General features: G+C 47.0%; 12 protein-coding genes. 7 read left to right on the top strand and 5 right to left on the bottom strand.

Annotation, left to right across the window (positions count from 1 at the left end; translation table 11 throughout):
* Positions 1–134: 134 nt before the first annotated feature.
* Together B5M13_RS05850 and B5M13_RS05845 are read left to right on the top strand one after the other, a co-directional pair.
* Positions 135–1,220, top strand: coding sequence for a sensor histidine kinase (locus tag B5M13_RS05850; RefSeq protein ID WP_080054792.1), 1,086 nt, complete (start codon positions 135–137; stop codon positions 1,218–1,220).
* A gap of 6 nt (positions 1,221–1,226) precedes the next feature.
* Complete coding sequence (locus tag B5M13_RS05845; protein ID WP_080054791.1) at positions 1,227–2,261, top strand: sensor histidine kinase; 1,035 nt, start codon at positions 1,227–1,229, stop codon at positions 2,259–2,261.
* A 137-nt stretch (positions 2,262–2,398) separates the two neighbouring features.
* Here the strand turns inward: B5M13_RS05845 and B5M13_RS05840 are convergent, their stop codons facing one another.
* Both B5M13_RS05840 and pyrR read right to left on the bottom strand, forming a co-directional pair.
* Positions 2,399–4,972 carry a DUF5686 and carboxypeptidase-like regulatory domain-containing protein gene (locus B5M13_RS05840; RefSeq protein ID WP_080054790.1) on the bottom strand — a complete coding sequence of 858 codons (2,574 nt, stop codon included), beginning with the start codon at positions 4,970–4,972 and terminating at the stop codon, positions 2,399–2,401.
* A 120-nt stretch (positions 4,973–5,092) separates the two neighbouring features.
* Positions 5,093–5,632 carry a bifunctional pyr operon transcriptional regulator/uracil phosphoribosyltransferase PyrR gene (gene pyrR / locus B5M13_RS05835; protein ID WP_080054789.1) on the bottom strand — a complete coding sequence of 180 codons (540 nt, stop codon included), beginning with the start codon at positions 5,630–5,632 and terminating at the stop codon, positions 5,093–5,095.
* 186 nt (positions 5,633–5,818) lie between these two features.
* Here pyrR and B5M13_RS05830 point away from each other — a divergent pair, with 186 nt between their 5' ends.
* The 3 genes from B5M13_RS05830 (at position 5,819) to B5M13_RS05820 (ending at position 8,977) form a co-directional block, all read left to right on the top strand.
* Complete coding sequence (locus B5M13_RS05830; protein ID WP_245859794.1) at positions 5,819–7,672, top strand: T9SS type B sorting domain-containing protein; 1,854 nt, start codon at positions 5,819–5,821, stop codon at positions 7,670–7,672.
* Positions 7,673–7,735: 63 nt separating this feature from the next.
* On the top strand, positions 7,736–8,296 hold the full coding sequence (pth, locus tag B5M13_RS05825) for an aminoacyl-tRNA hydrolase (protein ID WP_080054787.1): 561 nt from the start codon (positions 7,736–7,738) through the stop codon (positions 8,294–8,296).
* A 240-nt stretch (positions 8,297–8,536) separates the two neighbouring features.
* Positions 8,537–8,977, top strand: a complete 441-nt coding sequence (locus B5M13_RS05820) for a hypothetical protein (protein WP_080054786.1) — start codon at positions 8,537–8,539, stop codon at positions 8,975–8,977.
* Positions 8,978–9,709: 732 nt separating this feature from the next.
* Here B5M13_RS05820 and B5M13_RS05815 read toward each other — a convergent pair.
* Positions 9,710–10,048, bottom strand: a complete 339-nt coding sequence (locus tag B5M13_RS05815; protein WP_080054785.1) for a hypothetical protein — start codon at positions 10,046–10,048, stop codon at positions 9,710–9,712.
* A gap of 309 nt (positions 10,049–10,357) precedes the next feature.
* On the opposite strand from B5M13_RS05815, the gene B5M13_RS05810 reads away from it, so the two are divergent.
* Both B5M13_RS05810 and B5M13_RS05805 read left to right on the top strand, forming a co-directional pair.
* A complete protein-coding gene (locus B5M13_RS05810; RefSeq protein WP_080054784.1) occupies positions 10,358–11,140 on the top strand; it encodes an NIPSNAP family protein in 783 nt (260 codons plus the stop codon).
* Positions 11,141–11,237: 97 nt separating this feature from the next.
* The gene (locus B5M13_RS05805; protein ID WP_080054783.1) at positions 11,238–12,629 is read left to right on the top strand and encodes a Gfo/Idh/MocA family protein; all 1,392 of its coding nucleotides are present in this window, start codon (positions 11,238–11,240) and stop codon (positions 12,627–12,629) included.
* A gap of 1 nt (position 12,630) precedes the next feature.
* Here the strand turns inward: B5M13_RS05805 and B5M13_RS05800 are convergent, their stop codons facing one another.
* Together B5M13_RS05800 and B5M13_RS05795 are read right to left on the bottom strand one after the other, a co-directional pair.
* A complete protein-coding gene (locus B5M13_RS05800; protein ID WP_080054782.1) occupies positions 12,631–13,830 on the bottom strand; it encodes an OmpA family protein in 1,200 nt (399 codons plus the stop codon).
* Between the two features lie 94 nt (positions 13,831–13,924).
* The gene (locus B5M13_RS05795; RefSeq protein WP_080054781.1) at positions 13,925–14,533 is read right to left on the bottom strand and encodes a hypothetical protein; all 609 of its coding nucleotides are present in this window, start codon (positions 14,531–14,533) and stop codon (positions 13,925–13,927) included.
* Positions 14,534–14,574: the final 41 nt, after the last annotated feature.

Genomic DNA, 14,574 nt, shown 5'->3' with positions numbered 1-14,574 from the left:
AAAGGCAAAAGTTATTCGTCTGCTGAAAGGTTCAGGCTAGCTCAGAAAAGCCTTGCAGGCTCTGATTCGTTAGTACAACCCGCCAGGGCAAGGCCGACAAACCGTTTTCCAGCAAAATATCGTAATTTTCATCCATGAAAGTTCCCCTGTCAGCTCTTTCGTTCGACGCCCTTCATGACCGCTGGCTTCGCCTGATTGGTATTCCTGTGGCGGTGGTGCCGTTTGTGGCACTAACGGTGGCTGCTTATGGCTACAATACGCAGTTGGTTTTGCTGATAAGTATCTGGGGATTGATTTCAACGGCTATTCTCTGGCATTTACTGCTGTGGTGGGTCATACGAGTCCGCATGGAATATCCGGGTCGGGAAAATACCCGAAAGCGAATTATCAAAACGTTTGGTGGCTATTCGATCTTCACCATTCTCGATCAGTGTATGGAAACTCGTGTGCTGTACCAGCTTGATCCGACCGGGTTGATTCCTGAACCAGTCTTCCCTGTCGACTATTTGATCCCGATATCGATGGCCTTGTTTTTTATGGTTGTAGTAGGAAGCTATTATGAAGGCGCGTATAATCTGAATCAGTACCGTCAGGCAGTGGCGCGAACAGAGGCCGTCAAGAAGAAACGGCTGGAAAATGAACTGGCCCGGTTGAAAAGCCGGGTCAATCCACATTTTCTGTTCAATAGCCTGAACTCCCTTTCTGCGCTTATTAATGAAGACAGACAGCGGGCTGGAGCTTTTCTGGATGAGCTATCGAGTGTGTATCGATATATGCTTCAGGCAGGACAACGATCGGTAGTTTCCCTGCGCGAAGAACTAGCCTTTCTGGATGCTTACCGGTATTTGTTGAACGAACGATATGGTTCCGCATTACAGTGGGAAATTGAGCTGGGCGATATCGTTGGTGAATGGCTATTACCTCCACTGACGTTGCAGATTCTGATCGACAACGCTATCAAATATAATCGGCTGCTTCCCGAAGAACCCCTGACTATTGCCATTCGGTATAAGAGCGAAAATCGCCTGGATGTACTGAATACGGTACAGCCAAAGGGCATTCAGGTAAAAACGCAACCGGGCGGACTCAGCCAGCTCATCGCGCAATACAGTGCCCTTGGATTACCACCTATTCAGATTTCCGACAACGGAATGACGTTTCGGGTCAGTTTACCAATGGCCTCCCAAAATCAGCATGACCCCAATTCTATTGTGACCTGACACCCTGTGAATCTGAATATTTTTACCCGCCAGGATACGCGCATTGCGTTGTTTATTTTGCCGGCCATCTACGGATTTAATAACTACGCGCTCTTTGGCTCAATCTATTTTGAGCGCTGGGATGTCTTTTTGTTGGCAACAATTGCTATCATCCTTATCTGGACGCCAGCTTACTTTTTACATGCCGTACCCGCCTTATGGTTGCGACAGCGATTTCCGCAGGTGCGCCAAACAGCCATGCGGTTATGTCTGGCCTGGGGTATTCATATAGTAATGTCGTCGGCAGTGATTCTGGGGTGTTTTTATGGCTATAAGTGGCTGCATTTTCCGGGTTTCGTCTTTGATTCGGGTCGTCTACAGCTAACGCTCCTGCTGACCGCTGTCATTAACCTTATCGTCAATGTCGTTCACGAAAGCATTTATACGTTCGAACAGTGGGATGCTGCCCTGCGCGAAGCCGATCAGTTGCAACAGGCGAATCTACGGAGTCAGCTCGATGGACTGAAGGGGCAAATCAATCCACATTTTCTATTTAATGCTCTCAATTCGCTTTCGTCGCTGATTGAAGAAGACCCTGAGCAGGCCCAGCAGTTTATTGATGAGATGAGCAGTGTATATCGGTACATGCTTCGCGCCAACGAAACCGAACTGGCCACACTTGATCAGGAACTGGCCTTTACCCGGTCGTATTTCCATCTACTACGTACCCGACATGGCGATCATCTCCAACTGGATGAATTCGTCAGCGACCAATATTACTCCTACCTGATCCCACCACTGACCTTACAACTCCTGCTCGAGAATGCCGTAAAGCACAACGTCATTTTACCCGACCAGCCGCTGTGTATACGCATTGAAACCCGCGACGATGGCAAACTGATCGTTCAAAATAATTTGCAACGAAAAAACAGCCGAATGTTATCAACTAAAGTTGGGCTGGCAAACATCGTCACCAAATATAAATTACTCGGCGAAGGTGATGTAGCCATCGAAGACGAAGAGCCCTATTTCACCGTTACGATACCGCTCATTAAAGTATAGAACGCATGTAGGGTCTATCTTCAGTCTTCATACATGCTACAATCTTTTAATTACTTAAACACGAACAGCCTGGGTTATTTACGTTGGAGCTTTTGTCATGCTGAAAAACGTACTTGAATGCATTTTTAGCGACGTACTTAGAAACTTATCGTTGCCGAGGCTTTCAGGGCAAAGGAATTAAGGGGAATACCGTTTGGGCTGTCATCTAAATAATTCAGTCGATGGATGGCCTGGATACGAATCAGTTTGAAAATGTTATCGATCCCATAGCCTACTTCCATATACGGAATGCCTCCATCAAGAGCCCCGAAATAAATAGGCCTTATGCCGTCGGGCAATGGTTTTCTACTGGCTACAGCCTGGTTCTCGTCCGATATACTTCCCCAGAGAGCGTCCACATTGGCGATCAATCGCCAGTTAAATTTACGAATGCCAGGTAGTCGATTAAATAAGAGCCCTTCAAACCGATGCTGTATATGAACGGCCACAAATCGATCGCTCACAAACTCGTAAAACTGCATTCGGTTGAACGTATTAGTCGTCAGTAAGGGGGTTGGATTTCCAATATGTGGAAACAACATGGGTGCTGGCATCACATTGGGCGTATACCCTGCTGAGAGCAAATAAGTCATTCGGCCAAGGGGACCTACACGAAGCGATTGCTGTGCCCGCAAGGTTAGCCGGTGATAATTATATTCTCCACCTAACGATTTCAGGCCACGCGTGTAGCGAATCGTGAGCACGGGAGCTCGTTTAGTTCCAAGCGTGATCCGCTCGTTACCGTCCATAATGTATTTTTCTTTCCGGGCCAGCCGTGCTTCAATCGACCAGTAGGCATCATCAATATCGGATCGTAATTGCGACTGCTCCCCCAGCTCAGGATTAAGCCGGTAATGAAATGGGAACAACGGATCGAAAGTCCGAGTACCTACCATGGCCGTCAGAAGAATCCCTTTGACAGGTTCTGTTTTAAAGAAAAATTCCTTCTGATAACTTTCGTAGCCACCCCGATATCGGCCAAATCGGCTCAATGCATAAAATATACGGTTACCGCCAATAAGCTCGGGAGTTAGCCCAAGTCGTTCCAGATCGTAAGATATCCGTGCTCCGGCCACCGTCCAGTGCTGCCGCGAAAACAGATAATCGATCTCAGCTCCGTATTTAAACTTGTTATCCAGGGTTCCGTAGGCCAGATAGCCCCGCAATATCCAGTTTCGGCTAAACTGCTCATTGGTTCGAAAGCCGACGCGCGTCCGTAAACCTTCCACACTGTTGATGGCGAACAGGTACGGGTAAGGCCCCAGATCGACACCCCCTAATTTATAAAAGCCCGTAACCAGAATTTGACCGATGGCTTCGGCTTTTTTGACCGCCGGAACTGCCCGCAGATTATCAATCATCTCGCGGGTTTTTCGGTCTTCCTTGTTGAGTGAATCGGTCCCGGCGAGGTTTTTCTGTACCGAATTCCAGAAGGCTTCGTTTTGGGTTGCTACAGTATCGCTTGGCTCGATGGCCTGCTCATAAAATGATGGTTGCCTCGGTCGGTTCACCACAATATTGCTATTACGAAGCGTAACCTGCGCTCGTAGCCCCAGCGATTGCTTCCCAACTCCCGTCAGATTAGCCGACAGGCGAATACTCACGGGTAGCCAGCCTGCTGTTCCTGACGTTCCAGCCGTCGAATCGGTAGTTGATTCCAGTTCCTGCTCAATAGTCAGCGATCGAACGTAGTTCAGGTTGGCCGCATTACCAATTTTGGTCTCGATCTGGCAAAGAGCGAATGTTGTGGTGTCGATCCAGGCCTTTCCGGTAAACACGAGGTCTTCGGGCCGTTTAGGATCAAACTGAATTTCATAACAGATATGGTCGCCAATCTGGGTCGTATCGGCCAGAAAGAACTCGTACCAGTTTTTCCAGTTATCGCCAATGGGCGAAGCGAAGTCCTTGCCTAGAATTGGGATGTAATTGTCGTAGAAGTTCTGACTGACCAGGTTTGTTCCCCCCAGTAATTGCGAGCTAAGCCCGGCATCATCGACCGCCACGCCTTTGATCCGGGTTTTCCGAATATCCTCCCGTTTACGTTCGGGCGCGGTTCTAAAATAATAGCGCGATACCGATTCTGATGCCAGGAGTGGTAGCAGTTTATGTCCCTCATCGTCCATAATGGAGTCGTGCTGGCTCATGGCCTGGTTGATCCGTTTGATAAGCGGATTCCGGCGCATCCGATCCGAAACATGACTCAGTGCGATTTCGGTTTTTACGTAACTATCGTATTCATAAGCGGCCAAGCGTTTGCGGTCGTTGAGCGTTCGATTTTTGCGTACCTGACGAAGTACACGCCAGGCCGGGTTTTCACCCGCTTTAACGGTTACCTCCTGCAAAGCCGTTCCGGTTGATTGCAACTTAAAATCGACAGCCTGCGATGGTCGCTCAGGATTGATGGCCAGTCGCAGCGTTTTATAGCCCATCGAGCTAACCGCCATCGAATCTGTCAAGAGTTTAGCGACTAATGTATATCGGCCTTTTTCGTCTGTCAGCGTACCCACCCGGCGCCCCACCAGCGAGACACTGGCAAAAGGAATCGGTTCGCCAGTATGCGAATCTGTAACAAGCCCTGTAACAGTAAAATTAGTCTGCGCTTTTACCACGCTGAAGGTATTGGCAAGGATAAGGCAGGAAAAGAGAAAGAGTAGACGTTGCAGACGTTCCATAGATTAAATTACGGTCTGCCAAGTTACAAAAAACTTGCCAATACTTAAGTAGAAAGCACTAGGAGGCACTATAAATAAAACCCTCTCTGTCAATACTTTATTTATTAGTGTCACATACTATTAACCAACAAGCCAGATACGGTCGGCTTCGGCACCCTGCTCAGTCCATTCGACCAATACCCGCTGCGATTCGAGGGTATTTACCCGCTTACCCGTGTAGTCGGGCTTAATGGGTAAATCACGATTATACCGCCGGTCGATCAGTACGAGTAGTTCTACTTTCCGAGGGCGTCCGAAGGCAGTCATCGCGTCCAGTGCCGCCCGTACCATGCGCCCTGTTGCCAGTACATCATCAATCAGAATAACGCGCTTGTTCTCAATAATAAACGGTACGTGCGTTGTATTCGGTCGAAGTGGTGTATCACGTCGACGGAAATCATCCCGATAAAAGGTGGCATCCAGATACCCCAAAGGCACAGCATAGCCCAGTGTCGTATGCAGCTCTCGGGCAACCCGTTCGGCAAAATAAATTCCTCGTGGCTGCATCCCCAGCAGTACGGTATCCGCAAAGTCCTGGTAGGTTTCAATTAATTGCTGCGTCAGCCGACTAATCACAATTTCAAGCAGTGGGCTGGACAAAATCAGGCGTTGTTGATTCATGAGGTAAAGATAGTCTTTTCATCAATAGTTGCAGGCAAATGAGGATTCCCGGTTCGTAATCCGATCATCCGCCGGTCCGCGATTATATCTTAGACAAGCAACAACGACAAAATTCTACAAATGCTGTATTGTCGCTATCTTAGCCATCGCGTAGAATCATACTTCGTTTGAAACTACGCGATGGCAATGAAACGAAGGCTATTTCTGCTCTTTTTTATCCTGGCGACTACCGCATTAGCTTCTGTTCACGCACAGAGTGTGGCAGGCTATTGGCTAGGCATTACTACGCCAAGTATTCCGAGCCAGAAGATCTACAATTATGCCATGACGCTCACACAAACCAACTTCACCATTAGCGGCACGGCACAAAGCGCTAATCCGAATCTACCCTTCAGCGGATTGGTTTACGTAACCGGTACGTTGGCTAATCCCATCGTTACCTTTTCAGAATCTGACAAAAATGGCAGTACAGTTGTCAAGGATGTTTGTTTCTGGAGAGCCAAATTGACATATAACCCTGCCGATGAAAGTATGCTGGGTACGTATGAAAACATTGTAAATGGTACTACCTGCACAGAAACGGGTAGTGGAAGGATGGATCTGTACCGAATCGTTCTAAAATCAGGAACGACCTACTGCAAAGGGCAACCCGTCAATTTACTAGTTACTGGCCAGAACATTCGCTGGTATTCGTCGGCGGCTAAAACAACCCTGCTGGCCACTGGCAATCGATACACCCCCAACATTACGAAAACAACCACTTATTACATTACCCAGACACTCTATCAGAACGAAAGCCCGGCCATTCCAGTCACAGTCAACATTTCCGATCCGGTTATGAAGGCAACGTCCAATAATACAGGCTGTGATAAAGCCAATGGCTCTATTTCGGTGACAGCTTCTGGCTCGACCGGCTGGCAATACAACCTAAACAACGGCCCTTTTCAGCGTGACCCCTTGTTTGCGGGTTTGCGGCCCGGTTCGTATACGGTTGTGGCAAAAGATACAGTTGGTTGCCAGGCATCACAAATTGTGACGATTACGCCCGATACAGGTCCCACGATTTCCACTTTAAAAAGTACACCTCCACACTGTGCAACGGCCAATGGCGAAGTGAGCGTCGTTGCAGCGGGGAAGGAGCCACTCACCTACTCCATCGACTATGGACAGTCGTATCAATCCAGCCCAACCTTCACGAAACTAGCGGGCGGGGCTTATACCCTGCGGGCACGCGACGCCAACGGGTGCGAAACCAATAGTGCCGTGAATCTGCCAGGTGCCGATCCGGTTCGTATCCTGAGTACAGCTATTACACCCACATCCTGTAACCAGCCAAACGGTCAGGTCAGTTTAAGCGTGGCAGGCGGAAAAACACCCATTACCTATAGTCTCAACAATCAGCCGTTTCAGAGCAGCATCATTTTTACAGGGCTTAAGGCAGGCACCTACACAGTAACTGCCAAAGATGCGGAAGATTGTACGGCAAGCCAGTCGGTAAGTATAGCTGCCAGCACAGGTCCCTTATGGCCCGACGTAAAAACCACCGTCGAAAACTGTGGGCAGACGAATGCAACCCTGCTTATTAACGAATCGGCTGGACCACCACTAGTGTACTCGCTAAATGGTAGCTCTTATAAATCAGACGCTTCCTACTCAGGCTTAAAAGCCGGGACGTATACGATTTCAGCAAAGGATGCCAATAACTGCATTATAAGCCGGACGATTTTTATAGAGCATGATTGCGCCAACCTGATTCATCTACCAACGGCTTTCTCACCCAATCGGGATACCTATAACGATGAACTTAAAGTATATTTCGCGTTTGCGTCACTCACCATTACCCGATTCACCGTCTACGACCGATGGGGCACGGTAATGTATAATCGTGCTAATTTTGTGCTGGCAAGTGGTGATGTAATCTGGGATGGCCAGCAGAACGGCCAACCTGTGCCCGTTGGCACGTATACCTACCGGCTGGAATGCCAGTTTCCCAACGGTGTCCAAACCACATACCGCGAGTCGGTAGCCTTATTAAATTAATCGAATACACGTTTTCGTTAGCTCCACTATTCCCAGAGTTGACGAGGCTATTTGTACATACTCATGAAGTTTTTACTCGTTGGCTTGGGCAATATTGGCCCCGAATACGCGCTTACCCGCCACAATGCCGGTTTTATGGTTCTTGATCGACTGGCGGCTCAACATGGATTCTCCTTTTCAATGACCCGACTTGCCTATACCGCCCAATGGCAGTACAAAGGCAAACAGCTCTTTTTCGTTAAACCAACCACCTACATGAACCTAAGCGGAAAAGCGGTAAACTATTACCTCAAACAGGAGAAGATACCCGTTGAGAACCTGCTGGTTATTACTGACGACAAAGATTTACCATTTGGCAAACTGCGATTGAAACCGAAGGGATCGCCGGGCGGGCACAATGGTTTGCGGAATATCGATGAAATTCTAGCCACTCAGGAATACGCCCGTCTTCGGGTTGGTATCGGCAATAATTTTTCGAAAGGCAGGCAGGTTGATTTCGTTTTAGGTCAGTTTCCAGAAGATGAATTAATTCAATTACCCGACTATTTAGACCGGGCAGGCGACGCTGCACTCTCTTTTTGTACTTTGGGAATACAGACGACCATGAACAATTACAACCAATGATATAACTTTTTAAAGAATTTTATAATTTTACCAAGGCATATTTTATATACATCAACTCATCCTAATACAAAATTTCATTTGGTTTTTATTGTAAATATAACGCAATAATCAAAAAAATACCTGTCAATCAGGATTAAGTTCGGAATATAATTCCAAAAACGACTATATAGAGCCCTTGCGACTCAGGAATTTCTACGGATATTTGTGCGTTCAATAACTGAAACCAAATAGAACAAAACAATGAAATCGCGTGTTATCTTTGCATCACTGATTCTTGGATTAGGATTAGCGATATCTCAGGCAGACGCGGCTACCACCACCAATACTGATGATAGCCCGGCCGCCAACAAGCCGGCAAGTACAATGCTTGTCAATGGTTCGCAGAAGAACTTTGCTTCCTATGTAGAACAAAACATTGCCAAGTATTCAAATACTACCACCTGGCAAAACTTTATGAGTGTAGTCTCGTTGTACAATCAAAACCCGGCCGCTGTGCTGAACCTCAGCGCTGACGACCGTGCTAAATTCAACGAAGCAGCTGCTCAAGTAAAAAATAAACTGGCGAAACGCAACGATGCTGTTGCCAGTCATTGGATGAATCAGGCCGGGTATACGGCCAGGATGATCAATTTCCTTTGGGATGCGAATCAATCCTTGAGCCAAGCCGCTGACATTCAATAATTTGAATTAAATCCGGTTTTCAAACGGGATTTGGAACAGAAAAGAGTAAAAGTTAGTTTTTCATGTAGAAAAGGTTAAGGGTTTAGGAATAGTCAGTATAAGGTTCTCTGCAAAGATCAGGGAACCTTATCTTGTTTTACAGGAGTACCCAACCACTCATGAGCTCAAGCCCCTGGCCCTAAGCCATTTGCAAGCCTGTTTTTCTAACGATTCTGTTGCTTTTCTAAGGCCATAGGCTAATAAAGTAGCGCCCATTTTAAAGTTGGCACAAAAGTTTACAAAAAAAGATCTCTTTCAGCTATCATTTTTTTATTTACTTATTTCAATTTTACTATCTTTGTTGTTACCAAAGTATCAGAAATGATATTCAGAGTAGTAAAGTAGACAAGAAACAAAAATACCAGTTCTCTTGGAGCTGGTATTTTTTTATGAAGAAAGAGGCTGACACATTGTCTGATGTAACACTTGGCCCGGTTATTGTTGATGTCGTACTATGTTCATCTCAATCTGGAAACAGATTGTCATGGATTACATATATGGGTATATGGGAAACGCTGACTTGAAAAGGTCAGCGTTTTTTTGTTTTGATCCATTTTGTTACCTTTCGAAGACTCTCCAAGTCTCAATAATACGTTTCCTTTATACCCATAGTGCCTTACCAAATTATAGCCTCGCCATGTCTGGCGGGGCTGCTTTGTTAAATGGGTGTGCTTTATCACTGCTCAAACACTATTAGAAGAACCAGCTTAACACCCGTTGCCACTGTATTCCAGGTGTATGCCTGACTTCGGGTATATAGATTTCATCAGGATTTGAGTTTCTGATTTTCCAAAGAACTTCTCTCGGAAACATTTGATAAAAAATAGACTCTTTATCCTGCTGAGACAGTATATCCTGATCCAGAAACTGGTGCGGAACACAAATTTTAGTATGCCCCAGCGGTGTTTTAACCAGAACGTTGTAGTCGTTATCCTGATTGGTTGAATGAAAGATGTATTCTACTCCATCTGCCGTAACCGTGTCGAGCAGTTGTATCAGGCGGTTCTTGACAGCTTTAACCTGCACTTCCATAGCTACAATAACATAACATTTTACAATAAACCTAAACCTAAAACCATTAAATCAAAATAAATTTAATTTTTCGGTAACAAATTATAAACTAAATGAGGTATTTTCTACACAAGCAGGCTTTTTACTCTCAACTGTTTCCTGGTTCTTTTGTTCTATATTCTTATGTCATTGATTTCATTTATCTATTCAGACCCGTTACGATTTCAAGGGCGGCCCGTTTTGTATAAAGAATGGTGATTCTTTAAGTTAGAAAACCATCGACATACGCTTCTAGAAGAAAGAGTATCATACTACTTATTTCGAAACAAGATGACCACTTCGCTTTATAGCCTCCTTACGGTTGGCCTGCTGATGAGCTCAGTTACGCTGGGAGCACCCAATCCTGGCAAAACCCACCACCCTAAGGCGGATTCCAAGTTTTATGAAATCAGAATTTACCACCCAACACCGGGTAAGTATGCCGAGATTGTAGACCGTTTTCGGCAGTATACCTTAAAGATTTTCGAAAAGCACGGGATGGAAAATATCGGTTACTGGACCCCTACCGATACGACGAATAAGGAACTGATTTACATTCTGGCGTATCCAAGTCGGGAAGCTCGGGATGCGTCCTGGAAAGCGTTTGGCAGCGACCCGGAATGGAAAGCTGTAGTTGCAAAAACGGAAGCAAACGGCAAACTGGTCGACCATGTTGATCAGATCTTCATGACCGAATCGGATATTTCACCCAAAATCAAGTTGACTAAAAAATCGCCTGAACGCACGTTTGAACTGCGTACGTATACCCCGGCTCCAGGCAAACTACCCAATCTACTGACGCGCTTTCGCGATCATACCATCAAGCTCTTCAGCAAACACGGAATGACGCATATTGGGTACTGGATCACTCAGGAAAAAGATCCAACTGCTCAGCCCAAACTCGTTTATATTCTGGCCCATCCGAGTGAAGCGGAAGGCAAGCAGCATTTTGACGAGTTTAGAAAAGATCCCAAATGGGTAGCTGTTAAAGCCGAATCGGAAAAAGATGGTGCATTAACAACCAAAGTGGAGTCGATTTATATGAAACCAACTGATTACTCGCCCATCAAATAAGACTTGATTTTACGGGTATTCTGCAAAACCTCAGTTTTTGGCTTTTTGCCAAACAACAAAACGATCAATCGGTTTCATGACGTAAACTCAATACGTTATGAAGCCGATTGACCGTTTTGTTAACTTCTTACTTGATAAACCTAGTGACGGCCGTGTATCCCGTCAGGAATTCCTCGAACTGACAGGCCGTGGATTAGCAGTAGGTACAGTAGGAAGCGTGCTGATCGCATGCGATAAAAAGCCTGAATCCACTGCCTCAGCCGTCGGAACGACAGATACCCCCAGTGGGCCAGTGCCAAAACTACCAGCTACTTCACCACCTGCCACAGTACCTTCCGACCCAGCCAAACCGATTGAACTAGAACAGATCAAGGCTAAAACGGAGCAGCAAGAAGCCCCAACACCCTCTCCTCTTCCGGCTGATCAGCGGGTTGGCTATGCCGTAGTAGGGCTCGGGCATTTAACGCTCAATCAGATTTTACCGGCTTTCGGTGCCGCTAAAAAATCGAAAGTGGTGGCCCTGGTGAGTGGAAGTCCTGAGAAACTGCAAAAAGTAGCGGCTCAATACGGTATAAAAAAAGAAAGCTGTTATAGCTACGCCGACTACGACAAACTACGCGATAACAAAGAGGTTCAGGCCATTTACATTGTCTTACCCAATGGGATGCATGCCGAATATACCATCCGTGGTGCACAGGCGGGTAAGCATATCCTATGCGAAAAACCGATGGCAAACACAGCCGCTGAATGTCAGGCCATGATTGATGCCTGTCAGAAAGCCAGCCGTAAACTGATGATTGCGTATCGGATTCAATACGAACCGCACCATAAGATCGTTCGGGAAATGGTTCAGAAAGAGCAGTTTGGCAAAGTCAAATCGATTCTGGCGAACAACGGTCAAAATTCCGACAACCCCGATCACTGGCGATTCAAAAAGGCGTTGGCGGGTGGAGGCAGTCTGCCCGATGTAGGGCTGTATTGCATCAACACCATCCGGTATGTACTGGGCGAGGAGCCTTCCGAAGTAACGGGTTATGTACACAGTACACCTAATGATCCTCGTTTTACGGAAGTAGAAGAACAGGTGAACTGGTTAATGAAATTTCCAAGTGGAGTTCAGGCTTGTTGTGCTACCAGTTACGGTCATCATGACGACAAAAATTACAAAGTACTGGCCGATAAAGGCTGGATAAAAATGGACCCCGCTTTCCCATACAAGGGTTTAAAACTGGCTACCAGCCAGGCACAGGGTAAACAGAATCAGGAAACGCAGCATGAAATCAGCGATCAGGATCAGTTTGCCACCGAAATAGACCATTTTTCGGAGTGTATTCTGGACAATAAAACCCCGTTTACACCGGGCGAAGAAGGGCTTCAGGATCAAAAAATCATTGAAGCTATTTACCAGTCGGCCCGAGAAGGCAGACCTGTAAAATTAGCCGTTGTTGAGAAGAAAGACGCCTTTCGGGGCCCAGAGCCAACAGCCTGATTCAGAGCACAACGAACTCTACTCGTCGGTTTTTCTTCCGGTTGTCTTCGTTATTGTTTGGCGCAATCGGATCGATGGGGCCACGACCAACCGCTTTCAGGCGGGTTTGGGCAACCCCCTTACCCACCAGATAATCGACGACGGCCTGACAGCGGTCGCGGGAGAGTTTTACGTTCAGATCAAAATCACCCTGGTTGTCCGTATGCCCCCGAATTTCGAGCTGAGTCGATGGGCTTTCCAGGAGCCTGGAGGCCAGTTGATCGAGCTCCGGGAACGATTCAGATCGAAGAATAGGAGAACTTTGGTCGAAATAAATAGCGGTTAACCGAACGGGCTTACCTCGTTCAATAGCGCCGAAGGCTTTGGGGGGAACTATTGGTACTACCGGAGCCGCTATTGCACTCGATAGCACAGGTGCTTTTATGGGCACCTGTGCCACAGGTATTTCCTGCCCGGCCGTCTTTACCGATTTTACAACAGCTTCGGGGAGTGCCTGAGCCTCACTCGCGGCCTTCATTTTTTGGGGCGTCAGCATCACCCGAGCTTCATTCTCCACACTATCGAGCCGGATAGGCTTTGTAAAATCGCCATACCCTGTTGCCGAACTGGTCAGTTGATAAATGCCCTTACGGGGTAGATCGGTTTTGACGATACCCGTAGCCGTATCGGGAGAAAGCAATAACGTAGCTTCGCCCACACGGCCCGAAATAGTGAAATGCGCATCATGGATAACTTTCTTCGTCTGGCTGTCGGTGGCCCATACGGTTAGTTTGATTGGAGCCGGATCGAGCTGGGCATCAAACTCATAGGGCTTGCCCGTGGGCGATACAGCAAGCGTTAAACTTCGGGTTGTATAGCCTTCCTGGCTTACCTCAATCACCAATACATCAGGATCATTGATCACCCGCTCCAGACGCCCATTTATCAGTGTAACTACCTGAGTCTTGCCCGTTGTTCGAGAGGTAATTTTTACAGTGGCCGATGGTATTGGTTTACTAATATCGACAGCAAACGCTTTAATTGTCAAAACGCTGGGCGTTCCCATGGAGCCAGGAGCCGTGTTGGTAGGCATCACCGGACTCACCCTAGGCGTCGCTTTGATACGCGAATAATCAACCTCCCTCCTTTGAGCCATGCCCATGCCAATACACAGTCCAGAGACTACTGTCGCCAGGAATAGCTTTCTGATGTGGAGGCCCATAGGTTGCTTATTCGTTTTGACTCCTATAGAGTCACTGAAACCATGTAAGGTTGTACTCCTTACCTGCCAGACCGCAACGGAACCCTACACTAGATCAATGGTGCGCCGTTGAGGATACGGGCGGATTGATCATGATATGCGCCCGATGCGTGCCGGGGTCCATAATCCAGGGCATACCGGGTGCTTCGGGTTTGGTAGGCAGACCTGTGCTTTCGGCGGTAGCATAAGGAATATACACCACATACCGAAGATAGCCATCTTTTACCTCGCCTGTAGTGGGGTTATAATCCTCATCTTTAGCGGTATAGGAGAATAACGTTGACGGGTGCGAAGGCATTGTCAGCTTCTTATCTTTTGTTTCCTGCTCCCGAATAGCCAGAATCTCGTTTGGCTTTTTACCTTCTTTTTTCAGCACCCGACCACGCTCCATAAATGGGTCCAGGTCACGATGATAACAAGACACATTGAGTCCTTTTTGGGACGGATCGTCGGCCAGACAGATCAACTCATTGGTTCCTTTCCGAATTACCGTAAACTCGTTTTTGGCAGTATAGCCGTACACGGTAGCGCCATCACGCTTATCGGCCGGAGCCGCCAGAACCGCTACTTTAATTTGCGTGTCGGGCGAGGGAATGGTTGGTGCCTGAGCAAACGAACTGCTGAATGCACCCAACAGAAGAAAGCCACTCAAAAACGATTTCATAGATACCATATGTTTAGGAATATAAAAACTTAGACAACAGC

This window comes from Spirosoma aerolatum (genome assembly GCF_002056795.1).
Lineage (GTDB): Bacteria > Bacteroidota > Bacteroidia > Cytophagales > Spirosomataceae > Spirosoma > Spirosoma aerolatum.
Note: the sequence above shows the minus strand (reverse complement) of the source record. Positions and strands in the feature narration are given on the sequence as shown.

Excerpts from the sequence above, each read along its gene's own strand:
- pyrR (WP_080054789.1), bottom strand. The coding sequence starts at position 5,632 with ATGAATCAACAACGCCTGATTTTGTCCAGCCCACTGCTTGAAATTGTG.
- B5M13_RS05830 (WP_245859794.1), top strand. The coding sequence starts at position 5,819 with ATGAAACGAAGGCTATTTCTGCTCTTTTTTATCCTGGCGACTACCGCA.
- B5M13_RS05850 (WP_080054792.1), top strand. The coding sequence starts at position 135 with ATGAAAGTTCCCCTGTCAGCTCTTTCGTTCGACGCCCTTCATGACCGC.
- B5M13_RS05815 (WP_080054785.1), bottom strand. The coding sequence starts at position 10,048 with ATGGAAGTGCAGGTTAAAGCTGTCAAGAACCGCCTGATACAACTGCTC.
- B5M13_RS05840 (WP_080054790.1), bottom strand. The coding sequence starts at position 4,972 with ATGGAACGTCTGCAACGTCTACTCTTTCTCTTTTCCTGCCTTATCCTT.
- B5M13_RS05820 (WP_080054786.1), top strand. The coding sequence starts at position 8,537 with ATGAAATCGCGTGTTATCTTTGCATCACTGATTCTTGGATTAGGATTA.
- pth (WP_080054787.1), top strand. The coding sequence starts at position 7,736 with ATGAAGTTTTTACTCGTTGGCTTGGGCAATATTGGCCCCGAATACGCG.
- B5M13_RS05800 (WP_080054782.1), bottom strand. The coding sequence starts at position 13,830 with ATGGGCCTCCACATCAGAAAGCTATTCCTGGCGACAGTAGTCTCTGGA.
- B5M13_RS05795 (WP_080054781.1), bottom strand. The coding sequence starts at position 14,533 with ATGAAATCGTTTTTGAGTGGCTTTCTTCTGTTGGGTGCATTCAGCAGT.
- B5M13_RS05810 (WP_080054784.1), top strand. The coding sequence starts at position 10,358 with ATGACCACTTCGCTTTATAGCCTCCTTACGGTTGGCCTGCTGATGAGC.
- B5M13_RS05805 (WP_080054783.1), top strand. The coding sequence starts at position 11,238 with ATGAAGCCGATTGACCGTTTTGTTAACTTCTTACTTGATAAACCTAGT.